The sequence below is a fragment of the Rickettsia endosymbiont of Thecocarcelia acutangulata genome (assembly GCF_964263195.1).
Taxonomy (GTDB): domain Bacteria; phylum Pseudomonadota; class Alphaproteobacteria; order Rickettsiales; family Rickettsiaceae; genus Rickettsia; species Rickettsia felis.
Genome location: NZ_OZ181652.1, coordinates 816729 through 839200, shown reverse-complemented (window position 1 = coordinate 839200; position 22472 = coordinate 816729). Strand labels below are relative to the sequence as shown.

The following is a 22472-nucleotide window of genomic DNA, read 5'->3' as shown; positions in this document are numbered from 1 at the left end:
GCGAGATAAATCGAGCTTTTAATTTTAAAAATAGTATTTTTTATTTACTGAATACCGTAGACAAGCTGCGGTATGACACATTTACTAAGAGTATAATATGTTAATAGATTCGCATTGTCATCTTAATTTACTTACTGACTTGTCATCCAGCGAGCTCGTAGCGGGATCCAGTAAAAATATTAAAACAACTAGTACTAGTTGTTTTTTGGATACCGTGGCGGGGCCACGGTATGATACAGGGCTTTTAGATTCCGTCATTCAAAGAGCATTAGAAAATAATGTACAGTATATGCAAACTATCTGCACTAAAATTGAAGATTTACCAATTGTTTTAGAAATAGCTGAAAAATATGAAAATGTTTTTGCTTCTGTTGGGGTACATCCGTGCGAAGTGAATTCTTCTATTAGTCATTGCGAGGCACTGCAAGTGCTGTGGCAATCTCAGGAAGCTTGGACAAGATTGCCACGTCAAGACTACGTCTCTCCTCACAATGATGCTGAGGTAATTATTAAGCTTACCAAGCATCCGAAAATTATCGGAATCGGTGAGACAGGTCTTGATTATTATCAGCCTTACGATAAAAAACTCCAAAAAGATTCGTTTGTAGCACATATACATGCGGCAGCCGCCACTAATTTACCTATTATAATTCATACAAGAGAAGCAGATGAAGATACTATTGATATTTTAACCTCGGAAATGCGTAATAGTAAATTTCCCGGGCTAATCCATTGTTTTACCTCATCAAAAAATCTAGCAACAAAAATGTTAGATATCGGTTTATATATTTCAATGTCCGGTATTATTACTTTCAAGAATGCAACCGATTTGCAGGAAATAGTTAAATATGTGCCTCTTGATAGATTATTGATTGAAACTGACTCACCTTATTTAGCACCTACGCCTATGCGAGGCAAACAAAACGAACCGGCTTTCGTTAGATATGTTGCCGAGAAAGTAGCCGAACTCAAAAATATCACCTCAAAAGAAGTAGCAAATATTACTACTCGTAACTTTAAAACATTATTTTCTAAATTTGAAAAGCATACTCGTTTAATTTGAAAAATTGGCGACAAAGTCTTTTGCTGATAATCCTCACGTACTAGTGTACGCTGCGGTCATCAGCTTCAAGACGCCTTGCTCTTTTCCAAATTAAACTTCGTCTACCTACTTTTCATTTACTTATAGTATAAATAAATAATACTTTATAAAATCATAAAGATTGATAATTTAAAGTTGAAATTTATAAAATAACATGTATATTTTATAGTATTTCAATTATTAGTATATTTAATATGGAATTTGATCGCAAAAATGCTATTATTAGTTTTTTAAAAGAAAATGAAGGGCAGAAATTTACTCCTTATAGCATAGCAAAATGGCTTGTCAAAAATTATCCTAAAGAAGCTAGACGCAAAGCAAATACAAGTAGAAATAAGAGAATAATAGCAGCAAAAACTCAAGAAGAAAAAATTAAGGAAGTTATAAAGGCTTATGCAAATGAAATTAGTAGAGGTAGGTTTAATGAGTGGAAATCAAAGCCTAATATTAGAATAGAGTCAGAACCTCAAGTAAGATTGTACTATAGTCAAAATCCTGATTATCAAATTAATAATGAACAAGTAACAAACCTTAAAAATAAAGTAAGCCAAGAAAATGATATAACTGAAGAAGAAGTATATGACATACTTAAATTATATCTTGATGAATTAGGTATCTATAATATGCAAATTAGACATAGTTTTTCTTCAAATAAACAAGGAACCGGAAGTAATATATGGTTACATCCTGATTGGGTAGGCATGGAAGTTCTTAATAAAAAATGGAGTCCACTAATCAAAAATTGTGCTAAATATTATGGTGGAAAACAAGCAAGACTTTGGTCTTTTGAAGTAAAAAAGAAAATAAAACGTAGATAACGTAAGAGAGCCTTTTTTTCAGGCTTTATCAAATTCATCATGGGCACATTATGGTTATTTAGTTGCACCTGTTCTAGATAAAACTACGCCTGATACTAGGCATGAGCTCGAAATGTTATGCACTAGGCATGGTATAGGTTTTATTTTAATAAATATGGACTTCCCTGAAGATAGTAAAATATTAATCCATGCTAGAGAAAAATCTGAAATAGATTGGAATATGGCTAATAGGTTAGCAGAAGAAAATAAGGATTTTAAAAATTATCTAAGTAAGGTTGATATATTTTGTGAAAAACCAACAGAAGCAGTGATAGAGAGTATATGGTATAATATTGATAAACATGCGATTCCTAAGCAAAACAAGAAGAAAAATAAACATATTTATATATGGGACTGTTAACAAAATAATTTTAAAGCTAATTAAAATCTTTTTTGCTGCAAATTATAAGATTTTTTTAAATATGAATAACTATTCCGGCAAAAATCTTATTAATTTTTGCTAAAAAACCTATTTAATTATTAATTAAAGCTATTTTGTTAATAGTCCCATAGACCATTATTATCACGCATTTATAAAAATTTAAGCTGTGAATCCTAAAATTAATGTTACTAAAGAAATTTTTGATGTTAAACTAAATGATTATATTAATTATTTTTAGATTTAGGGATAAATTATGATGAACTGTGATTTAAGTACTAATTATACATATTATATATTAGAGGGGCTTAGAGCACAAATTGCTCCAATACATTTAGGTATAAAAATCCTGAAAGAGGCGTATGAACATGAGCCTCTAGAGGATAATGGGTTTGCAAGAATTATGCATTCTTATTTAACGCTTTGTGAACGCATGACTAGAAAATATGAAAAACCCGAATTTAATATTCTTGAAACAATTATTGATGATAAAACCTATAACATTAATGAAAAAGTTATACTAAAAAAGTCTTTTTGTGAACTAAGGCATTTTCAGAAAATAGGTTTTAAAAAAGAATTACCTAAATTATTAATAGTAGCACCTATGGCAGGACACCACGCTACTTTACTGAGGTCAACAGTACAAGAATTATTACCGTATACCGATATTTATATTACAGATTGGACGGAAGCAAGTTTCGTGCCGCTTGAAGCAGGGCATTTTGATATGGATGATTATATTGATTACGTAATGGAGTTTATCAATTTTATAGGACCTAATGTTCACACTATGGCAGTTTGCCAACCTACTGTTCCACTGCTTGCCGCCATTAGCTTAATGTCGGAGAGTAATAGTCCAAATGTGCCGAGTTCGATGATTTTGATGGGCGGACTTATTGATGCTAGAAAAAATCCCACTGCAGTTAATGAATTTGCTCAAAGTAAAAGTTTAGAATGGTTCTGCAAAATGGTTACAATGCAGGTGCCGCCAAACTATCCAGGTCATGGAAGAAAAGTATATCCCGGCTTTATGAGTTTAAACTTATTCCGTCATATAGATTCACATTTAGAATTATGGCAAAGTTTATTAAATTCTGATTATAAAAAAGCCGATCATACTATTAAATTTTATGATGAGTATTTAGCAGGTATGGATATGCCGGCAGAGTTTTACTTACAAACTATAGATGAAGTATTCCAACAATTTTCATTAGCAAGAGGTAAATTAGTTTCTGAGAAGCATCCGATTGATTTAAAACATATTACTAAATGTGCTTTACTTGGTATTGAAGGGGAATTAGATGATATTGCAGCAGTAGGGCAAACAAAAGCTGCTTTAAAACTTTGTTCAAATATACCTGAATCAATGAAAAGATACCATTTACAAAAAGGGGCAGGGCATTACGGTGTATTTAGCGGAAGTAAATTTAAACAGTTTATAGTACCTATTATCAAAGATTTTATCTATGATTTTGATAAAACTAATTTCAAGCAACCTAAACTTAAGGCAGTATAAAAATAGTTATTGCGAGGAAATTACGTAAGTAATTGACAAAGCAAGGAAGAAAAAAAATTCTGATTTACAGAATTTTTTTATTATTTTTTTTGGATTGCCACGCTCCTTGCAGTCGCAGCCTTGTTGCATGGCTCGCTTATGTCATTCCCGCGTAGGCGGGAATCCAGAAAAAAAGTATAAATACAGCAAGTTTTTGAAATTAAAAGCTCGATTTATCTCGCTTTATGCTGGATTCCCGCCTACGCGGGAATGACACCGAGGGCATTTTTTGAGCTGTGCAACAACGCCGGCTTGACCACAATATCCATAAAAGTAACTTAAAATACTAAAATTTTAACTGGATCTTGCGAACAAGTTAGCTAGGATGACACTGGAAAAACTGCTCCACGCAACAAAGCCCGAAAGCGGAGCCTTGTTGCATGGATCGAAAAAATACGCTCGGTGTCATACCGTGGCTTGACCACGGTATCCAGAAAAATAACTTGTAGCGTATATTATTTGTCTATTTTTCCTTGGTCCTGCGATCAAGTCGTGGGATGGCAGAAGAAAAGCCGATTCATGCAACAAAGCTCGAAAGCGGGGATCCAGGATAAAAAATCTTAATTTTAAAGTTTTTTTATTATATCGTTTTTTTAAGATAAAGCTTTCAAAAAAGCTTTAAAGTACTGGATTCCAGCTTTTGCGGGAATGACATAGAATAGAAATTGTCCGGTACTATGGGCTTGACCACGGGGTTTAGTTAAAAATACTAATAATATTAGTATTTTTAGCTATCTTACTGGATACCGTGGTCAAGCCACGGTATGACAGAGGTGCAATTGATCCATGCAACAAGGTTTGCAGTCGCTCGTAATGACGGGGGAGTATCCACGCAACAATGCCTTGCTGGAACGATATAGCAGCCATGTAACAAGACCATAATTAAAGGAGAAGTGTGGTAATCTAATATTCAACTTTTATTAGTTTTTTGAATTTCTTGTTGTTGCTGTTGTTTGTATTCTTCCGCTTTTTCTTCTATGTAATTAAAAAAGAAATAAGTAAAAGTTAAAAAACCGGTCAAAATAATACCAAATGTTATTAATATTGCTTTAAGTTGCTTTCGTGAATCTTCTGCTTTTAATCTTTTCTCTTCTTCATCTATCTCTTCATCATTTTTGAATTCAGATATTATTATTTGTTCTTCTGTAGTATTTTCCATGTTGTAACTCAACTAAAATGAACTTCTTTATTACTAAGTTGTTCCTATAACTTACAGATTTTTGAAGTTTATAAGATTAGCTATATTTATAGTAAAAGAAGTTGAATTATGTTCAATAGACCTCTTCGGAAACTCTACTTCTAGGGGTAATTTGTATGTCAATCCAGTACTCGAATCCTCACATACGCTTTTGTACGCTGCGGTGGCAAGCACTTCCGTGTCTCCTTCAAATTCCTCCCTAAACCCTTGTTTCCGAAGAGGTCTAATTTATCCATTATCTTTTAATTTTTTAAAAACATACCTCATACCGTAAATGGGTTAGTTATTTGCCGATATTCGCTATATTCTTAAAAAAATAAAATATTTCCTATAAATTGGATATAATTAAACCTCTATTACTATAATGATAAGGTTTAAGCCTCATAAAAATAGGATATATAAGCAATAATACTATGTCAATAGTCTTGAATATTAGTAGTAAATTATGTAGTAATATGTGTTCAACCATGGTTATACATATTATTATAATTTGGGTCTCCTAAAATTGGAGTATTTAAAGTATCGGAGTAAGCAGCTGATAATATAGCATCATCAAAAGTGATATCAGCTCATCCTATATAATTCTGAATAAAATTATTAACAGTAGACTCAAAGCTTGTATATTTTGTAGGATATGAATAAACAAGCTGTGTACATTCTGTATTTCCGAGTTTACTTCCAATCAATATTAATAACATAGAGTTATATTCATCTTGGGGATTACGATTAATTATTCCGTAAGTTTTAGCAAGAATATAACAAGCTTCGTTATTTCCTTTCATAATTTCTAATTTTATTTCTTCAGAAGACAAAATATTATTTAGAAAGGCTTTTTCATATATTTTATAATTCGGTGATGAATCAGATTTTCTCTTAAAAAGAGCAGTAAATAGGATTTTAGCTTTCTGTAGTTCATTCATTTTAATTTTGTTCTATTTTCATTACTAATTCTTTGATTTCATTCATTTTTGATTTATCGGCAACCAAAAGACCGTTCATAGTATCGATAATTATGACATTGTCAAGACCTACTACGGTAGTTAATTTATTATTAGAACTAATGAAAGAGTTTGTAGTATTGCTTGTTACTACTTTCCCCTCGCAATAATTATCATTTATATTTTGATGTTTTACCTGTAATAAGGAATGCCAAGTACCAAGATCGTTCCAAACAAAATCAGCTTTTATCATGACCATTCCCGAAATATATTCCATTATAGTATTGTCTATAGAAATTGCTTCGATTTCATTATAAGCTTCATCCTCTATTGCCAAACTTTTCTCATTTTTTATAGCAGTATTAAATGCTTTTTCTGCAATACAAAATAAATCAGGTTGAAGGTTCATTGCTAAGTTTAAGAAGAAGTTAATATCGTATACAAAAATTCCTGAATTCCAAAAATATTCATTACTTTGAAAATGTTTTTTTGCTTGCTCTAATATAGGTTTTTCAATGAAGTGAACAACTAGATAAACATTTTCTGCAATTGATAATCCTGTGTTTATATAGTCATACTCGGCACTTATAAAATTTATAGGAATGCCTATAGTGCAAATACCGAATTCATTAACATAATGTAAAGCTTTATTTATAGTATTAAGATAATTTAGATTATCCGCTATATGATGGTCCGAAGGTAGTAACACTACGATATCAAACCCTTGTGCTTTAGCCGATAATGCCGTAATAATGGCACAAACGGCAGTATTTTTTTGTAAAGGCTCGGTAATTAATTCTATTTCTACATCTATTTCTGCTGCTTGTTCTTTAGTGATTGATTCATATTTTTTGGAAGTAATAATAGTAGGTTGTCCTAGAAATTTATTTCGGTTTAATGTTTGCTGAAGTAAAGTTAGATCACTCAATATTTTTTTAAATTGCTTCGGTTTATCCTTAGATGATAAGGGCCATAGTCTTTTACCGCTACCCCCCGCTATAATCACCGGCTTTATTCTCATATATTTTACAACTATTAATTGAATAAACAATAGAGAGCTTTATAAATAGTTTTAAAAAATATGTCAAGTAAATTCACTATATTGACAGGTCCTACAATAAAAAGTACTCCTGCCTGAATGTTTTGTCTTGATAATAGTGCTAGAGCAGTTTAAACAATTTTGTCCTTCTTTGCCGTAAACCGTAAGTTGCTGGGTAAAATAACCGGGTTTGTTATCACCGTTTACAAAATCTTTAAGGGTAGTGCCACCGGCAGTTATAGCTTTAGCTAATACTTCTCTAATCGATTTAATTAAACTTTCTATTTCATCATCCCTTAAATTGCTACCTAATTTATCCGGATGAATTCTAGCTAAATAAAGACTTTCTGAAGCGTAAATATTGCCGACTCCGACTATAATTCTATTATCCATAATTAAATTTTTTATCGGTATTTTTCGAGTAGTTAATTTGCTTTTTAAATATCCCAGTGTTAATAAATCAGAAAGCGGCTCTATTCCTAAATCATTAAAAAATTCCTTTTCTAAGAAATTAGTTTTAAAGCTATAAACCATTCCGAATCGTCTAGTATCGTTAAAAATTAACTTTTCACCGTTACTTAAATCAAAAATTACATGATCGTGTTTTTTAGTTTCATAGTTAGAAGGTTGCATAGTAAATCTACCGCTCATACCTAGATGAACTATTAAAGAATAATCATTATTAAAATCTATAATTAAATATTTTGCACGACGCCTAACATCCAGTATATTAGTATTTGAGATTTCGGAAGCTAAAAGCGGGGGTAGTTTATAACGTAAATTATCTCTTTTTAACTCTACATTTTCTATAATAAGCCCGATTAGCTTATCTTTTAGGAAGTTTTTAAGAGTTTCTACTTCAGGAAGTTCCGGCATTTGATACTAATATTTATAATAAAAAACTATGAACCAAACAAATTTTGGCTTTAAAAAAGTAGACTACACTAAAAAACAAGGGTTAGTAAATAGCGTTTTTTCTAATGTCGCCGATAAGTATGATTTAATGAATGACTTAATGAGTTTTGGGTTACATCGCTTATGGAAAGATGAATTTATTAGACAAATTCCAAACCTTAACTCTCATATATTAGACGTCGCTAGCGGTAGTGGTGATATTGCTTTAAAGCTTGCTAAAAAAGCAAGAGATAGAGGCAATAATATTGCTTTAACTTTAAGCGATATAAATGAAGAGATGCTAAAGAATGCTAAGAAAAAAGCAATTGATCTTAATTTATTTCAGAACCTTAAATTTACTGTAGCAAGTGCAGAAGAATTGCCTTTTTCAGATAATAGTTTTGATTATTATACTATAGCATTTGGTATTAGAAACGTACCTGACATTAATAAAGCTTTAAAAGAAGCTTATAGAGTTCTAAAACCGATGGGTAAGTTTATATGCCTTGAGTTTTCAAAGGTAAAAGAAAGTTATTTTAAAGATTTTTATAAATTTTATTTATTTAGTATTATACCTACCATCGGTCAGGCAATAACCGGTAATAAAGAGGCATATGAATATTTGGTTGAAAGTATCGAGTTATTTCCCTCGCAAGACGAGTTTAGAATAATGCTTAAAGAAGCAGGATTTGAAGAAGTTAGTTATAAAAATTTGAGCGGCGGAATAGTTGCTATTCACAGTGCGTATAAGATATGATAAGTAATTTTTTTAATTTAATACGTATTTTTCGTATCATCAGTAAAAAACGAATTCTAATTGATTCAAGAAGCCCTAAATATTTCAGGTTTATCGGTTATATATTAGCTTTATTTTCTGCTCCGTTATCATTATTTAAAAAACCGCATGAAGATTACGGCAAACGTCTAATAGATTGTTTAAGCGAACATGGACCTATTTATATAAAATTCGGACAAACTCTTTCGACAAGACCCGATTTAGTAGGAGCAGAGATAGCAGGGTATTTAAGGTTATTGCAGGATAAGCTACCTCCGTTTGATGGCGGGGTGGCGAGGAAGTTGATAGCGTCATTGCGAGGAGACATTTATGTCGACGAAGCAATCTCAGCAAGTAAGCAAAAGATTGCCACGCATTCTACGAATGCTCGCAATGACGCCCTCCCTTTCCTACATTTCGACGACAAGCCAGTCGCAGCCGCATCAATCTCGCAAGTACACAAAGCACAACTCGCAACCGGTGAATATGTTGCGGTGAAAATTCTGCGTCCTGGTATTCATAAAAAATATAACAGAGATATTAAGCTGCTATATTTTCTTGCAAAAATTATCTCAAAATTTTCTAAAGCAAAGAGGCTAAAACCGATTAAAGTAGTTGATAAATTTCATGAAACTATGAGATTTGAGCTTGATTTAAGGCTAGAAGCGGCAGCTTCTTCTGAGCTTATGGATAATATGCGAAATGATATTAATGTGATAATCCCTAAAATATATTGGGATTTAACGTCGGAAAATATACTAACTACCGAGTGGTTAGACGGAACTTCTATATATGATACTTCACTGCTAAAAGAATTGGGATTAGAGCCTGCAAAAATAGCTCAGAATTTCGCCGTAATGTTTTTCAATCAAGCCTATAGAGACGGGTTTTTTCATGCTGATTTACATGCAGGCAATATTTTAGTGAATAAGCAAGGTAAGATAATTTTACTTGATTTCGGTATTATGGGTAGACTTAAAGAAAAAGATCGTTTAGCCGTTGCCGAAAGTCTATTTGGTTTTTTAAACCGTGATTATAAATTAGTTGCTAAAGTACATTTAAGAGCCGGCTACATCCCATCAAATACCGATTTAGATTTATTCGCTCAAAGTTGTAGAGCAGTTACTGAGCCTATAGTAGGGACACCCACAAAAAATATTTCCATAGGTAAGCTGCTTGCACATTTATTTAAAATCACTGAAGATTTCGGCATGGAAGTACAGCCGGAATTATTGTTATTGCAAAAGACTTTGATAATGGTTGAAGGAATAGGCAGGCAGTTAGACGGGAATGTTAATATGTGGCAGCTCGCTGAACCTTGGATTAAAAAATGGGCAGTGAAAAACTTAAGCCCTGAAGCGAAGTTGCTACGACTAGTAAAGCATTACCTAGATAGCCTAGAGAATATTGTTTGACATATAAAAAATTATTAATATTATAGCTTTATATATTAAGAAATTTTTTATTATGAAATAAAAGATTTATTTATTAAACATGTTATTAAAACTCCTTTTTTAGTTGATTGTAAAGACGATAAAATTGTATTTCCTTCAGATAAAGAGCAAGAATACAAAAATAGACTAAAAGAAAAAATAGGCGAGGAAGAGTTTGAAGGATTAGCGGCTTCAGATAGAATAATTCAATGTCCTGAAAACTTAGAAAATATAGCTTTAGTAAATATAGAAAAATATCCTGATATATCGCTTATAGCAGCGACATTTCTTAATGATGTACAACGTGAATATTATATAATCCATATAGATATCGATAATAATATTAAATCGATTTTGAATTACTCGCAAATATATTGTATCGGTGATACAGGGGGATGCCGGCTGAAGTTTTAAAACGCGAGTATAAGTTTGGTACTATACCGCCAGAATCTTTGCCGAAAATCACGGAATTATGGCCTAACCCTTATTACTACGACTGGATTCAGGGAAATAAAGAGCATAACAACCCGGATATAGACCCTCAGGTAAGGGAGAATATTGTTTCATTATGTGGAAAGGTTAATATGGATTTACCGGTAAATGGTGATGCAGAGGAGGGGGTGGCTGAAGTTTTAAAATGTGAGTATAATGTCAGTACTATAGAGCAAAAACCTTTACCGAAAATAATGGAATTATGTCCTGATCCTGATTACTACTACTACTACCGGATTCAGAAAAATGAAAAGTATAATAACCCCGATATAGATTTTCAGGTAACGAAGAATATTATTTCATTGTGTGGAGAGGTTAGTATTGATTTATCAGTAAATGAAGAATTACAGTAAAAAACCATTGCAAGATAACCATGACTTTAAAAATTAACATATATAAGGGTATTTGAATGTCTAAAAGCCAAGAGCAGGAATCCATTGATAATATAAGGCAACAGCTTGATGAAGAATATAAAAACCTTTCTTGGGTTGAAGCTGGATGGGCAGCTATTGGGGCGGAAACAGGTAACAAAAAATATGATGAGTTAAATAAACAATATCTAGATCTTAATAAAGATAATTTAGGTATAATACAAAGTGTTATCCAAGCAGTCGGGAATGTCCCTAGTGCATTGTAATTTACCTGGGAGGCTTCTCAAGTTTTACCTGATCTTGCACTGGAGCTTAATAACCTCAGAAAAGCGAGAAGTGCTAACACTAATGTAGATTCTATTGACGCCGGTTGCAAGATAATAGCAGATGCAGAATCGCTTATAAAAAAATGTGCTGCTGTTTTACATTCCGAAACTATATCTAATAGCTCAAAAGAAACTATTTTACAATCTAAAGTTATCCCATATCTTCTCACGCCTATTTTAAATAAGAGGCTTAGCAAAATAACAAAAAACTTTCAAATTTCCGAAACAGAAAAAATAAATATATTAGACAAAATAAGTCCTAAATTTGTCAGAGAATTATCTACCCTAGGAGTAGATTTAATATCTAAAGCACTAGAAAGCGATTTAAACCCAAAACTACAAGAAATATATAAGAATATTAAACAAAAAAACGAGTCATCTCAAGGTGCTATATTAAAAAATATACATGACATTATTACTTCAGACAAAGTAAAGCCCTTTCTTAATCACGATTTAGTACAATTTTTAAAAAATCCTGATAATCAAAAGGAGTTAGTTCAGATTACGGAAAATATAATAAATAATAAAGCACAAAAATTTGCTAAACCTGAATTAATTGCAAATACAGTAGCACTACTTGCAAATTCTAGCGAAAAATTAATTGAAAGTACTCCTTCAGCTATAAAAGTTTATAGTCAGCTTAAAGAAAATCAGCGTTGGACTAAAATTAACCTAAATATGGAAGGGTTAAATACTGAAATTAAAAAAGAGTTATTAAAAGGAAAAAAACTCAAATAGTAGAGTTAGTTGAAAATGCCAAAAAAATTATTGATAATTTATTTCCTGTTTTAGAAAAAGAATTACCGCAATATTTAGATGATAATAAACAGGATATATTAGATGTTTTAAAACATCCTAAAGTAATAGAAAGAATAGAATCAAAAGGAAAAGATCCTGAGTTTATACATAAAGCACTAGATGCTTCTATGCCTTTTGTAAAAGATGTTCTGCCGTCAATAACTAAACTTGCAAGCCTTGCTCTTTCCGGTAATGATAAAGTAGCCGATGTAATACAAAAAGCTCAGTTAATTAAGTCACTTCCAAAGGAAGAGAAATCAAAAAAGGTAAAGGAATTGATTAGTACTTTGATAGAAATTAAAAATAATAATCCTGAAATAAGCAAAATAATTGAAAAAGACCTTCCTGAACTATTAACAAAACATGCAAGTAGCTTAGGACCGGTTGTAGATGAGTTTTTAAACAAAACACCTAAGGGTCAAAAATTAAATACTAGACGGTGAAAAATTAGTAAAGATAGCCGGTAAGCATGCACCTGAATTAATTAAAATTGCCGATAAATTTAGCAAACATGAATACAGTAAAATTATAGTGCCGGCGTTAAAATTATTATCAGACCCGAAAGTTCTAGGAGTAGTAGCAGAGACTATAGTTAATTTAGGAAAAAGTAAATTTAATAAAGATAAAGAAGCGGTAGGACTGCATACAAGTAAGGTATTAGAAGAAAGACAAAGAGAGATGGGAAAACCCGCTAGAGGAGCCTAAATCCTGAGCATTTTAATAGAATAATCATAATTATAGCTCTTTTTAGCTGCAAATTATCAGATTTTTTTGAAATATGAATAACATCCTATCAAAAATCTTATTAATTTTCGCTTAAAAATATCTCATAATTATAATCATTGATCAAAAGTACACAGGACCTAGAAAAATCTTGCTATTATTTGATTAAAATTATATTGTAAATTCAAAGTATCATTATGAAATTACAAGGATGATAGAAAGAGATTATTATTTAACACATATCAAAGATTCTTTTGAGATCTTCCCTGTTTGTGCCATTCTCGGTCCAAGGCAATGTGGTAAAACTACTTTAGCTCACGCTTATATTAAACAGCTTAAAGCAGATGAAAAGAGTTACTTTTTTGACCTTGAAGATCCGACTCACTTAGATCAATTTAAGAATCTTAAAACAACTCTTGAGCCTTTAAACGGTTTAATAGTAATTGATGAAATTCAAAGGCAACCTGAAATTTTTCCTTATTTAAGAGTTCTTGCTGACTATTCAAACAAAAAATTTTTAATATTAGGTAGTGCCTCCGGGGAATTATTGCGACAATCTTCAGAATCATTAGCCGGTCGTATTGAATATACGGAGCTTACCCCGTTCAATTTAATAGAGATAAATGATTTTAGGGAGTTATGGTTAAGAGGCGGTTTTCCTAAATCATATTTAGCAAAAAATTATACTCAAAGTCTTAGATGGCGTAATAGCTACATCACTAGTTTTATCGAGCGTGATTTGCCTAGTTTAGGAATATCTCTTAATGCACATGTAATGAGACAGTTATGGATGATGCTTGCCCATAACCATGGGCAATTATTAAATTATAGCGAGCTTGGAAGGTCGCTCGGTTTAACGGATATGACTATCAAACGTTATACTGAAATATTAGAGCAAACTTTTATGATTCGGTTATTAAAACCTTGGTATGAAAATATCTCAAAACGTCAAGTGAAAGCTCCGAAAGTCTATATACGAGATAGCGGAATACTACATGCATTATTAGGGGTTCATGAACATGATTGGTATGTTCATCCAAAACTCGGTCTTTCATTTGAAGGGTTTGTAATAGAGGAGTTAATACGTAAATTTAAAACGGATGCAGAGTATTTTTTTTGGCGAACGCAAACAGGAGCAGAATTAGATTTATTAATTATTAAGAACGGTAAGAAATACGGCTTTGAAGTAAAAAATGCTGATGCTCCTAGTATTACTAAATCAATGTATACCGTTCTTGCTGATTTGCAGTTAGAATATTTATATATTGTTACCGCCGGTAATAATACATATAAAAAAACAGAAAAAATAAGTGTAGTCGGAATAGAGAACTTATCTAATTTACAGCTTGGTTAAAGTATATAATTTACCATGTTTCATTACCTTTAGTCTTATCATCACTTAATAATTCATGATGACAATTAGAGTCAGTAATATTATCTAGTAATATATCTAATTCAGATTTTTCTGTGCTTAAACTGTTATTAGTGAATGTTAAACTACACATAAGGATTTTTGGTTTTTACGTAAGTAAATCTAATAGGAATGCCGGGCATGTCAAAAGCCTCACGCATATTATTTACTAGATAACGAGTATAGCTATCGGTAATTTTTTCCGGATTATTGGAGAATAATTTGAAAGTAGGGGGGCGGGTTTTTGTTTGAGTCATATATTTTACACGCACTCTTTTACCGCCTTTTTGTAGAGGTAGTGGATGTGCTTCCGTAGTAAAATTAAGCCATTCATTTAATTTGCTAGTAGTTATTTTCTTATTCCAAATTTTATAAATTTTAAGACACGCATCTAAAACCTGCTCTATATTTTGTTTATTTATTACTGAAATAAATAGAACGGGTACGCCCTTAACCTGAGGCAGATGAGTATTTATCTGATAATAAAATTCTTCCTGAAATGCTTCTTTTTCGGATTCTTTAACTAAATCCCATTTATTTACTACTATAACTATACTTCTCCCCTCATTTACCACATGGCTTGCAATATTTAAATCTTGCTGTTTTAAAGGGGCTAAAGCATCAATCATTAAGATTACGGTATTAGCAAATTTAATAGAGTTAATAGCATCTGAAGCCGATAATTTTTCTAAAGACTCTGTAATAGTAGATTTCTTGCGGAGTCCTGCCGTATCTATTAATTTAATGTGATTATTTTTATATTGCCAATCAATTTCAATTGATTCACGAGTAATACCAGCTTCAGGACCGGTTAATAATCTTTCATCATTAATAAGAGCGTTTATAAAAGTAGATTTTCCGGCGTTAGGTCTGCCACTAACTACTATCTGCAAACAATCTCCTTTAATTGGATCGGCTATATTTGTCTCGATTGATTCTTCTTCAGGTAACTTGGCAATAATTTCGTCATATAAATCAATTAAGCCTGTGCCATGCTCGGCAGAGATAGCCACCATACTATCAAACCCTAATTTGTAGTATTCTTTATCAAAATCAAAAGCTTTCTCGCATTTATTAACTATCAATATAGCAGGCTTATTATATTTTCTAACAAAGCTACCAAGTAGCTTATCATCGGGCAATATTCCGCTTCTACCGTCAACCATAAAACAAATTAAATCTGCCTCTAAAATTGCTTTAGTAGTCTGTTCCATTAACCTTTCTCCCATACTATCAGGATTTTCTTCAAGTCCTGGGGTATCAATTAACAAAAATTTAAAAGAGCCGATTTTGCCTTCTGTATATTTTCTATCCCTAGTGACGCCCGGCAAATCGTGAATGATAGCTTTTTTACGTATGCTTAATCTATTGAAAAGGGTTGATTTGCCTACATTCGGACGACCAACTAAAGTAATGATTTTCTTAGTCATTATTAATATATTATTATGGTTAAGAGAACTAATAATGCTCCGATAAAACCTACTATATTTGCTATTATAATAGGTGTATTTTTTATTAATATGTTGTATATAAGCCAACTACAAAGAGCAATAGCACTTATAGTAAAGGCGGGCATAGAAACGGAAGCTGAAGATTTGCAGGTGAAAATCTTATGAGCCTGTACATAAAACATAAAATTGCCGATTGTACCGACAATCGTCATATATTTTTCGTAAAATTTCATGAATTTTGGAGACATATGTTTATTTCTTATTTTTTCGTCATTGCGAGGAGAAACTGTAAGTTTCGACGAAGTAATCTCAGGATATTTCATGAGATTGCCGCACAGCCTACGGCTGCTCGCAATGACGACTCAGGCTACCCCTTAAAACTCGCAATTACCGGTATATGATCTGAAGGTTTTCCTTGAGTCCTTAAATTATAATCCATATAGCAATTTTCTAAATAGTCAATAGTATTATTACAACCAAGAATCATATCAATTCGCATACCTTTATTTTGTTCAAAACACCCGGCTCTATAATCCCACCATGAAAATTCTTGTTTACTCGGATGCCTCAATCTATATAAATCCTCAAACCCGGAATTTAGAATAGTACGTAGTTTTTTTTGTTCAATTTCAGTAAAACAAGTAGTTTCAGCAAGAGCTTTAGGTGAATATACGTCTATATAGAACGGTGCAATATTGAAATCACCGCCTATGATAGTTTTTTCATCAAAAGATTTTTTAGTTGATAGATAATTGATAAAATTATCATAAAATGCTAGCTTTGCTACAAATTTATCGCTACCGACAAATGAACCGTTAGGAGCATAGAGCGAGATTATATTACAAAACCCTATAGGTAATGATAATTTTATTTCTAAGAATCTTGCTTGATCACTGCAGTAATTATTCGGAAAATCCTTAATTATTTCATCGGCAGGAAATTTTGAAATTATAGCAACACCGTTATATGATTTTTGTCCGTGAACATAAAAATTATAAGGTAGATCGGATAATTCATCAAAAGGAAATTTTTCGGTTTCGCATTTTATTTCTTGCAATAATAAAATATCCGGATTTTCTTTAGATAAAAAATTACGCAATAAATTAAGTCTTGTTTTTATGGAATTAATATTCCAAGTAGCTATCTTCATGTTTGTTTTTCTATGTCTTCTAATTTTTCATTACGGAATCGCCACTCAAGAAAACCAAAATGATAAACTAAGAGACTAGTAATAAATGCTCCGGAAATTACTATAATCATTGAATATTTTATTGTATGATAATTTGGATTACTACTATACATATCTAATAATACGCTAAAAGCTATACCCCATAATACAGTGATTTCAATACTAACTCCTCTTGGTATCCTCTTAATTGAATTTTCTTTCATAATAAAATCTCGTAATATTGCACCGCAATTAGCCGTAATGAAAGCAAAAAACGGTCCCCAAAAACTTAGAGGCTCAATTTTGTGAATAATAACCATTGCAACTCCTATAATTATAAAAGTTGCTTGTCCGAATGAATCGCAAATTGCTACTATATTATTTAATGATTGTTCTAAATAATTATCTTCAGCAATCTGTTTATTATAATAGCTGAATAATTTAATAATTGTAAAACCGAGTAAAACTACTACAAATATGTAATAGAAATAAGAAGGAGTAAAATAGAAGTTTAAATGTCCGGTATCATGGTTTACTATTAAATCTAACATTATACAGCTACTAACAGATGGTAATACCGCAAATAAAAATGTACTGAATAAAGTACTATTTTTTCTGCTACTCAAAATAATTCCCGAAAAAGCAAAAGCAAGGCAACCAAATAAACCTATAACATGGCACCAACTAGAATCTATAGATTTAGGCAATAGAATATGGTATATGTATGTCTTAATAATTTTTTTATACTCGTTACTTGCAAGAAAATCATCTATCGCAAAATTAAATTGTTCAACTATGTTTAAAGATACGGTTTTTTTGCTAAACATTAAATGTAGGGGTGTTTTAATATTTAAGGAAACTTCTAATATATTCCTGTCTATTGTTCTTCCTAAAATATTAACGGCACCGACAATTCGATCACTAATGAAACCGTCAATTTCTTTCTTGATTATTCCATTTATCAATTCCATATTATTTTGATATATTCTAATTATATCTTGATTTTTCTCATTATATAAAAAATCTGTAAATTTAGGGTCTCCGTATACAGTACTTTTCACTATTCCTAACTGGAGATTAAATAGACGTATTTGTGCTGTTAGTTCATTAACATTTTGGAAATTTAACTTTTTGGCAAGTGGTTCAATAATAAATAATGATAATTCTTCAAGACGATAAGGCTTTGAAAAATAAGCATAGTTACTTCTCTCAGTAGTATAAGTAGCTCCTGCTGTCATGTCGGCATTTCCGCTTTGAATATCTAATTGATCTTGATACCAGCTATCTTGATTATACTCAATATTGATACCTATTTTTGCAGCAATAGCGTTAATTAATTCTATATCCATACCGGAAACGGTAGTATGACCGTTTGAAGTAGCAATTAAGTATTGGTAAGGCTCATTTATATACCAGGCATTTATCAAAGTTTTTTTATCGGCTGTCCCTTCGCATTCTAAAATTGCTTGTTGTTCGTTTGCACCTATGCTCAAAGCATAAAAATTTTTAGAAATGAGAAGTATAAAAATAAAAAGCTTTAAAATTTTCATGGTTTGTATTTTTTTAAATTAACGTGTCATCCTGCGGCAATACTTTATCGTCATTGCGAGGAGCGAAGCGACGCGGCAATCTCATGAGGTAATACTAATTCCTGAGATTGCCACGCTCCTTTTAGTCGCTCGCAATGACGGTATTACGAACTACTTTAATTTCGCCGTCAGAAAATTTAATATTAAAAATTTTTTCATTTGCAGCAGTAATTTTAGAAGATAAAAAATTACCCGTTTCTCCTTTAACTATAGCAAAACCTCGTTTTAATACGTTATTATAATCAAGGCTTGCAAGTAACGTACTATTTAATTCTAATTTATACTCAAAATTTTTCAAAGTATTATTTGCCGATTTTGATAGATAAGCTGTTTGATGTGTTAATTCTAATGTTTTGTAATTGAGTATTTTAACAGGGTTAACTCTTTCTTTAGAAAAAGATTTAAGCTTTGTTTCTTGTAGTTCAATGAAGCACGGTAAAGCATCTAGCAAATTAAAACCGGTTTCGTCCAGTAATTGCTGTCTATTATTCATATAGTGAGAGAGATATCTGTGTATTTTATCGTAATTTATTATATTTTGTTCGTGATACTTAATTAACCTGTTAGTATTATTCAATAATATTTTTTCATAAGATTGTAGAGTATTATTTAAAATAGATCGTACCGGTACAGCAAATTCTGCGGCAGCAGTCGGTGTTGGAGCTCTTTTATCAGCTGCTAAATCTATTAAAGTATAATCCACTTCATGACCTACTGCGGAAATAATAGGAATTTTTGAGTTATAAGCAGCACGTACTAATATCTCATCGTTAAATGACCAAAGATCTTCTATAGAACCGCCGCCTCTAGCAACAATTATAACACTTGGTTTATTTATCTCTTCTAAATTGTTAAATCCTTCAATTGCTTCAGCAATTTCATTGCCGGAATTTTCGCCTTGTACGCTAACCGGCCATATTATTATCCGAGTCGGAAAACGTTCGCGAATGCGATGAATAATATCTTTAATAACAGCACCGGTTATTGAAGTGATAACACCTATTTTATCAGGTAAAAAAGGTATAGGAATACGTTTCTTATTAAATAGTCCCTCTTTTTCTAAACGAGCTTTGCGTTCATTTAGAATTTGCAACATAGCACCAAGTCCTGCAGGTTGCAAATTATCTACCGATAATTGATAGCGTGAATTACCTGCATAACTTGAAAGCTTGCCGCTAATCACCACTTCCATACCGTCATTTAAAGGAAATTTGATTTTAGCAAGAATAGGACGCCAGCAAGTACAAGCTAAAATAGCGGTATTTTCTTTTAAGTTAAAATAAGCATGACCTGAGCTTGCTATTTTTAAACCTGAAATTTCTCCTTTTACCTTAATATAGCCAAAATTATTTTCTAATAATTCTTTGATTTTATTAGAAATCTCACTAACTGAAAACTCTTTGGTTGCTTGATTTGCAATGAAATTGTCTAGCATTTTATTAGTACTTGGTTTTTTGAGCTGAGAGTAGTGCATTATTCGTCATTGCGAGGAGAAGCTATAAGTTTCGACGAAGCAATCTCAGGAAGTTTGACGAGATTGCCACGTCTATGCTACGCATCTCCTCGCAATGACGTTACCTCAATAGAATAACCTTGCTACTCTCAAAAGAGCAAGCAAAATTTTTTATTATTTGATATATTACTAATAGCTTGCTATTATTTTTTACTATTAAAATATATTTATTAATATAAATGCTATTGCGAATAATATGCTTGCTTATTATCATAATATTTTCTTTGGTAAGCTTTGCCGATCTTTCTAAGAATGGTCAGAATATTAAAATTAGTAATATGATAGCCGACTTCGTAGAGTATAACGAAAGTCAGGATTTGATATATGCTAAAGGTAATATAAGAATTATCACGGATGAGTATTTATTAACGGCAGATAATTTACTTTATGATATAAAAAATGATATTTTATGGGCAGAAGGTAATATCCGAATTAAGGATAAACAAAACAGAATAATAGAGGGTGATAAAGCAGTTTTAAAAGGCGAATTTAAGAAAGGGATTATATCGGAATTCATTTTACTTTCCAGTGATAATAATCTTTTAATTGCTAAACTTGCCGAAAGAATAGACGAAAATAATCTTAAGCTGCACCATGCCGAATTTACCCCTTGCGATGTTACTTGTAATAGAAACCCTATTTGGCAAATTGCTGCTAAAGATACTTATATTCATTCCGAAGAGCATAGAATAGTTTATAAAAACGTATTTTTTGAAGTATACGGCGTACCGATTTTTTACTTACCGTATTTTTTCCATCCGACTCCTACGGCCCCTGCAACTTCCGGATTATTGGTACCTGACGTCAAAAATAAAGGGTTTGGTATACCTCTATATCTACGTGCAAAACCTAATATGGATTTTACTCTCACTCCAAGGATTTTTAGTAAATATCAAACTTATGAGCTAGAAGCACGCTATCGTCCGAATGATACCGATAATATGAATTTTCAAGGTAGTTACGGTAAATTACCGTATTTTCTAAAAAAAGACGGAAATGTAGTGAAAAACAAAAAAGTTTCTTCTTATCATTATATAGCAAGCGGTAATTTTATTAGTACCGATAAAGTTTATGATTACGGCTTCAGGGTGGAGCGTACATCGGATAAAGCTTATTTAAAAAATTATTATAATAACTACGCTTCATATTTAACTTCTAAAATATTCTTAAATAAAATTCATGAAGCTGATTATTTTTCGGCGGAAGGATTAAGTTTTCAAGGCTTAGGTAGTAATGATAGTAAGTATACTGACCCGTTAGTATTACCGAAAATCAATACAAAAAACGTGATAAATTTGAATGATAATGACAACAGCCATATCGTTGTTGAAAATAATACGTTAATGTACAAAGAAAGAATAGGGAAACAAGTTGCTAAAACCTCTTTGCAACTATCCTTTATGCATAATGTGCTGACTTCTTCAGGGCAAATTTTTGATTTTGTAGCAAAAGATAGAGGTGATTTTTATCTTGCTAGACGGGCTTATTTAGATAAGACGAGAGAAAGTAAATCATTTCAAAGGAATATACCGGAATTGCAAACTTTATGGCGTTATCCGTTAGTAGGTAATATAACAAAAACGATAAATTTACTTATTGAGCCGGTAGTTTCTTTTACTATGGGATATAAACTATCTAAGAAAGATAAAAAATTTGTTATAATTGATCCTGCTAAATATGAATTATCCGAAAAAAATATCTTTTTATCAAATCGTTATAGCGGTATTGATTGTCATGATTTCGGTAATAGATTAAGTTACGGCTTAAATACTAGTATTGCTAAAGAAGAAAATTATTTAAAATTATTTTTAGGACAGTCGCGTAATACAAGATATAGTATAGATTTGCCTGCAGATGATAAGGAAAATGTAGGACAGATTCTAGGTAATCTTTCTAATAATTTAGAAGTGTTTTATAGCTTTCGGAAAGATAAATATTTCAGACCTATTAGAGATGAGGTGGGAGGAAATTTTAACTATGATAAGATTAACTTGCTAGGTAGTTTTATTCAGCTTACAAACCTTAAAAAATATTATTCCGTAGAAAGTATAAAGGTTTCAAATAATAGAGTACGACAATTTTATGGAGACATAAATTATCAGCTAGCAGAAAATTGGACTATAGGCTTTGGTGCACGTATTGATCTCTCTAGACGTTCTCCAAATTTACTTACTCGAACTATTAGGGTGACATATGCTAAAGATTGTGTTAGAATTACTGCAAAGATTTATTCCGATTATCTAGCCGATGGAAGTAGAGGAATCAAAAAGACTACCTCTTCGCCGACTATTTCTATTGGTTTAAAAGTTTTGAATATGTGAATACTCGATGAATTTCAAAAATTGGCTACGTCGTTCTACAAGAGCTGCGGTTCTCACGTATTAAGTATACGCTGCGATCCTCGCCTTGTGAACTCCTTGCTCTTTTTGAAATTGATCTTCGTCTACCAATTATTCATTT

At 31.7% G+C, this 22472-nt stretch carries 22 protein-coding genes and 4 pseudogenes; 12 read left to right on the top strand and 14 right to left on the bottom strand.

Going from position 1 to position 22472, the window contains the following annotated elements; translation table 11 throughout:
- Nucleotides 1-97: 97 nt before the first annotated feature.
- The 4 genes from ACE38Q_RS04625 (at nucleotide 98) to phaZ (ending at nucleotide 3854) form a co-directional block, all read left to right on the top strand.
- Nucleotides 98-1063 carry a TatD family hydrolase gene (locus tag ACE38Q_RS04625; protein WP_500190262.1) on the top strand — a complete coding sequence of 322 codons (966 nt, stop codon included), beginning with the start codon at nucleotides 98-100 and terminating at the stop codon, nucleotides 1061-1063.
- 233 nt (nucleotides 1064-1296) lie between these two features.
- Nucleotides 1297-1920, top strand: coding sequence for a hypothetical protein (locus ACE38Q_RS04620; RefSeq protein ID WP_500190261.1), 624 nt, complete (start codon nucleotides 1297-1299; stop codon nucleotides 1918-1920).
- Nucleotides 1921-2032: 112 nt separating this feature from the next.
- On the top strand, nucleotides 2033-2320 hold the full coding sequence (locus ACE38Q_RS04615) for a hypothetical protein (RefSeq protein WP_500190260.1): 288 nt from the start codon (nucleotides 2033-2035) through the stop codon (nucleotides 2318-2320).
- Between the two features lie 274 nt (nucleotides 2321-2594).
- A complete protein-coding gene (gene phaZ, locus ACE38Q_RS04610; RefSeq protein WP_500190259.1) occupies nucleotides 2595-3854 on the top strand; it encodes a polyhydroxyalkanoate depolymerase in 1260 nt (419 codons plus the stop codon).
- Nucleotides 3855-4803: 949 nt separating this feature from the next.
- Here the strand turns inward: phaZ and ACE38Q_RS04605 are convergent.
- The 6 genes and pseudogenes from ACE38Q_RS04605 to mutM all read right to left on the bottom strand — a co-directional run bounded on the left by ACE38Q_RS04605 (nucleotide 4804) and on the right by mutM (nucleotide 7944).
- Nucleotides 4804-5052, bottom strand: coding sequence for an RP671a family tick cell line-upregulated protein (locus ACE38Q_RS04605; RefSeq protein WP_202068999.1), 249 nt, complete (start codon nucleotides 5050-5052; stop codon nucleotides 4804-4806).
- A gap of 117 nt (nucleotides 5053-5169) precedes the next feature.
- Nucleotides 5170-5319: pseudogene (locus ACE38Q_RS04600) on the bottom strand (palindromic element RPE1 domain-containing protein); the annotation flags it as partial.
- A 341-nt stretch (nucleotides 5320-5660) separates the two neighbouring features.
- Nucleotides 5661-6011, bottom strand: a complete 351-nt coding sequence (locus ACE38Q_RS04595) for a hypothetical protein (protein ID WP_500190258.1) — start codon at nucleotides 6009-6011, stop codon at nucleotides 5661-5663.
- Between the two features lies 1 nt (nucleotide 6012).
- Nucleotides 6013-6153: a hypothetical protein gene (locus ACE38Q_RS04590; protein ID WP_500191292.1), complete on the bottom strand. Its 141-nt coding sequence runs from the start codon at nucleotides 6151-6153 to the stop codon at nucleotides 6013-6015.
- A 72-nt stretch (nucleotides 6154-6225) separates the two neighbouring features.
- Nucleotides 6226-7044, bottom strand: a pseudogene (locus tag ACE38Q_RS04585) (mannose-1-phosphate guanylyltransferase); the annotation flags it as partial.
- Nucleotides 7045-7113: 69 nt separating this feature from the next.
- Nucleotides 7114-7944 (bottom strand): bifunctional DNA-formamidopyrimidine glycosylase/DNA-(apurinic or apyrimidinic site) lyase, encoded by an 831-nt coding sequence (gene mutM / locus ACE38Q_RS04580; RefSeq protein ID WP_500190257.1) that lies wholly within the window; start codon nucleotides 7942-7944, stop codon nucleotides 7114-7116.
- Nucleotides 7945-7972: 28 nt separating this feature from the next.
- On the opposite strand from mutM, the gene ubiE reads away from it, so the two are divergent.
- The 4 genes and pseudogenes from ubiE to ACE38Q_RS04560 all read left to right on the top strand — a co-directional run bounded on the left by ubiE (nucleotide 7973) and on the right by ACE38Q_RS04560 (nucleotide 11299).
- Nucleotides 7973-8719: a bifunctional demethylmenaquinone methyltransferase/2-methoxy-6-polyprenyl-1,4-benzoquinol methylase UbiE gene (ubiE, locus tag ACE38Q_RS04575; protein WP_500190256.1), complete on the top strand. Its 747-nt coding sequence runs from the start codon at nucleotides 7973-7975 to the stop codon at nucleotides 8717-8719.
- Nucleotides 8716-10152: a 2-polyprenylphenol 6-hydroxylase gene (gene ubiB, locus ACE38Q_RS04570; RefSeq protein WP_500190255.1), complete on the top strand. Its 1437-nt coding sequence runs from the start codon at nucleotides 8716-8718 to the stop codon at nucleotides 10150-10152. Before ubiE ends, ubiB begins: the two co-directional genes overlap by 4 nt.
- A gap of 413 nt (nucleotides 10153-10565) precedes the next feature.
- Nucleotides 10566-10772, top strand: a pseudogene (locus ACE38Q_RS04565) (hypothetical protein); the annotation flags it as partial.
- 299 nt (nucleotides 10773-11071) lie between these two features.
- Nucleotides 11072-11299 carry a hypothetical protein gene (locus ACE38Q_RS04560; RefSeq protein ID WP_500190254.1) on the top strand — a complete coding sequence of 76 codons (228 nt, stop codon included), beginning with the start codon at nucleotides 11072-11074 and terminating at the stop codon, nucleotides 11297-11299.
- A 17-nt stretch (nucleotides 11300-11316) separates the two neighbouring features.
- Here ACE38Q_RS04560 and ACE38Q_RS04555 read toward each other — a convergent pair whose 3' ends face one another.
- A complete protein-coding gene (locus ACE38Q_RS04555) occupies nucleotides 11317-11529 on the bottom strand; it encodes a hypothetical protein (RefSeq protein ID WP_500190253.1) in 213 nt (70 codons plus the stop codon).
- Nucleotides 11530-12285: 756 nt separating this feature from the next.
- Here ACE38Q_RS04555 and ACE38Q_RS04550 point away from each other — a divergent pair.
- From ACE38Q_RS04550 to ACE38Q_RS04540, 3 genes are all read left to right on the top strand, one after another.
- Nucleotides 12286-12600 (top strand): hypothetical protein, encoded by a 315-nt coding sequence (locus tag ACE38Q_RS04550; RefSeq protein WP_500190252.1) that lies wholly within the window; start codon nucleotides 12286-12288, stop codon nucleotides 12598-12600.
- 88 nt (nucleotides 12601-12688) lie between these two features.
- The gene (locus ACE38Q_RS04545; protein ID WP_500190251.1) at nucleotides 12689-12862 is read left to right on the top strand and encodes a hypothetical protein; all 174 of its coding nucleotides are present in this window, start codon (nucleotides 12689-12691) and stop codon (nucleotides 12860-12862) included.
- Between the two features lie 229 nt (nucleotides 12863-13091).
- On the top strand, nucleotides 13092-14234 hold the full coding sequence (locus ACE38Q_RS04540) for an ATP-binding protein (RefSeq protein ID WP_500190250.1): 1143 nt from the start codon (nucleotides 13092-13094) through the stop codon (nucleotides 14232-14234).
- 10 nt (nucleotides 14235-14244) lie between these two features.
- On the opposite strand, the gene ACE38Q_RS04535 is transcribed toward ACE38Q_RS04540, so the two are convergent.
- The 7 genes and pseudogenes from ACE38Q_RS04535 to ACE38Q_RS04505 all read right to left on the bottom strand — a co-directional run bounded on the left by ACE38Q_RS04535 (nucleotide 14245) and on the right by ACE38Q_RS04505 (nucleotide 20226).
- Nucleotides 14245-14385: a hypothetical protein gene (locus ACE38Q_RS04535; protein ID WP_202068976.1), complete on the bottom strand. Its 141-nt coding sequence runs from the start codon at nucleotides 14383-14385 to the stop codon at nucleotides 14245-14247.
- Nucleotides 14378-15721, bottom strand: a complete 1344-nt coding sequence (der, locus tag ACE38Q_RS04530) for a ribosome biogenesis GTPase Der (RefSeq protein WP_500190249.1) — start codon at nucleotides 15719-15721, stop codon at nucleotides 14378-14380. Before der ends, ACE38Q_RS04535 begins: the two co-directional genes overlap by 8 nt.
- Before the next feature lie 2 nt (nucleotides 15722-15723).
- Nucleotides 15724-15990 (bottom strand): SemiSWEET family transporter, encoded by a 267-nt coding sequence (locus tag ACE38Q_RS04525; protein ID WP_500190248.1) that lies wholly within the window; start codon nucleotides 15988-15990, stop codon nucleotides 15724-15726.
- A gap of 119 nt (nucleotides 15991-16109) precedes the next feature.
- Nucleotides 16110-16892 (bottom strand): exodeoxyribonuclease III, encoded by a 783-nt coding sequence (xth, locus tag ACE38Q_RS04520; RefSeq protein ID WP_500190247.1) that lies wholly within the window; start codon nucleotides 16890-16892, stop codon nucleotides 16110-16112.
- Entirely contained in the window at nucleotides 16889-18460 is a 1572-nt protein-coding gene (locus ACE38Q_RS04515; protein ID WP_500190246.1) for a transporter substrate-binding domain-containing protein, read from the bottom strand. Before ACE38Q_RS04515 ends, xth begins: the two co-directional genes overlap by 4 nt.
- A 121-nt stretch (nucleotides 18461-18581) precedes the next feature.
- Nucleotides 18582-19934: an exodeoxyribonuclease VII large subunit gene (gene xseA / locus ACE38Q_RS04510; protein WP_500190245.1), complete on the bottom strand. Its 1353-nt coding sequence runs from the start codon at nucleotides 19932-19934 to the stop codon at nucleotides 18582-18584.
- A gap of 111 nt (nucleotides 19935-20045) precedes the next feature.
- A pseudogene (locus ACE38Q_RS04505) lies at nucleotides 20046-20226 on the bottom strand (hypothetical protein).
- On the opposite strand from ACE38Q_RS04505, the gene ACE38Q_RS04500 reads away from it, so the two are divergent.
- Nucleotides 20192-22333, top strand: coding sequence for an LPS-assembly protein LptD (locus ACE38Q_RS04500; protein WP_500190244.1), 2142 nt, complete (start codon nucleotides 20192-20194; stop codon nucleotides 22331-22333). The pseudogene ACE38Q_RS04505 and the gene ACE38Q_RS04500 overlap by 35 nt on opposite strands.
- The last annotated feature ends 139 nt before the right edge of the window (nucleotides 22334-22472 follow it).

Excerpts from the sequence above, each read along its gene's own strand:
- ACE38Q_RS04625 (WP_500190262.1), top strand. The coding sequence starts at position 98 with ATGTTAATAGATTCGCATTGTCATCTTAATTTACTTACTGACTTGTCA.
- ACE38Q_RS04620 (WP_500190261.1), top strand. The coding sequence starts at position 1,297 with ATGGAATTTGATCGCAAAAATGCTATTATTAGTTTTTTAAAAGAAAAT.
- ACE38Q_RS04615 (WP_500190260.1), top strand. The coding sequence starts at position 2,033 with ATGTTATGCACTAGGCATGGTATAGGTTTTATTTTAATAAATATGGAC.
- phaZ (WP_500190259.1), top strand. The coding sequence starts at position 2,595 with ATGATGAACTGTGATTTAAGTACTAATTATACATATTATATATTAGAG.
- ACE38Q_RS04605 (WP_202068999.1), bottom strand. The coding sequence starts at position 5,052 with ATGGAAAATACTACAGAAGAACAAATAATAATATCTGAATTCAAAAAT.
- ACE38Q_RS04595 (WP_500190258.1), bottom strand. The coding sequence starts at position 6,011 with ATGAATGAACTACAGAAAGCTAAAATCCTATTTACTGCTCTTTTTAAG.
- mutM (WP_500190257.1), bottom strand. The coding sequence starts at position 7,944 with ATGCCGGAACTTCCTGAAGTAGAAACTCTTAAAAACTTCCTAAAAGAT.
- ubiE (WP_500190256.1), top strand. The coding sequence starts at position 7,973 with ATGAACCAAACAAATTTTGGCTTTAAAAAAGTAGACTACACTAAAAAA.
- ubiB (WP_500190255.1), top strand. The coding sequence starts at position 8,716 with ATGATAAGTAATTTTTTTAATTTAATACGTATTTTTCGTATCATCAGT.
- ACE38Q_RS04560 (WP_500190254.1), top strand. The coding sequence starts at position 11,072 with ATGTCTAAAAGCCAAGAGCAGGAATCCATTGATAATATAAGGCAACAG.
- ACE38Q_RS04550 (WP_500190252.1), top strand. The coding sequence starts at position 12,286 with ATGCCTTTTGTAAAAGATGTTCTGCCGTCAATAACTAAACTTGCAAGC.
- ACE38Q_RS04540 (WP_500190250.1), top strand. The coding sequence starts at position 13,092 with ATGATAGAAAGAGATTATTATTTAACACATATCAAAGATTCTTTTGAG.
- ACE38Q_RS04535 (WP_202068976.1), bottom strand. The coding sequence starts at position 14,385 with ATGTGTAGTTTAACATTCACTAATAACAGTTTAAGCACAGAAAAATCT.
- der (WP_500190249.1), bottom strand. The coding sequence starts at position 15,721 with ATGACTAAGAAAATCATTACTTTAGTTGGTCGTCCGAATGTAGGCAAA.
- ACE38Q_RS04525 (WP_500190248.1), bottom strand. The coding sequence starts at position 15,990 with ATGTCTCCAAAATTCATGAAATTTTACGAAAAATATATGACGATTGTC.
- xth (WP_500190247.1), bottom strand. The coding sequence starts at position 16,892 with ATGAAGATAGCTACTTGGAATATTAATTCCATAAAAACAAGACTTAAT.
- ACE38Q_RS04515 (WP_500190246.1), bottom strand. The coding sequence starts at position 18,460 with ATGAAAATTTTAAAGCTTTTTATTTTTATACTTCTCATTTCTAAAAAT.
- xseA (WP_500190245.1), bottom strand. The coding sequence starts at position 19,934 with ATGCTAGACAATTTCATTGCAAATCAAGCAACCAAAGAGTTTTCAGTT.
- ACE38Q_RS04500 (WP_500190244.1), top strand. The coding sequence starts at position 20,192 with ATGCTATTGCGAATAATATGCTTGCTTATTATCATAATATTTTCTTTG.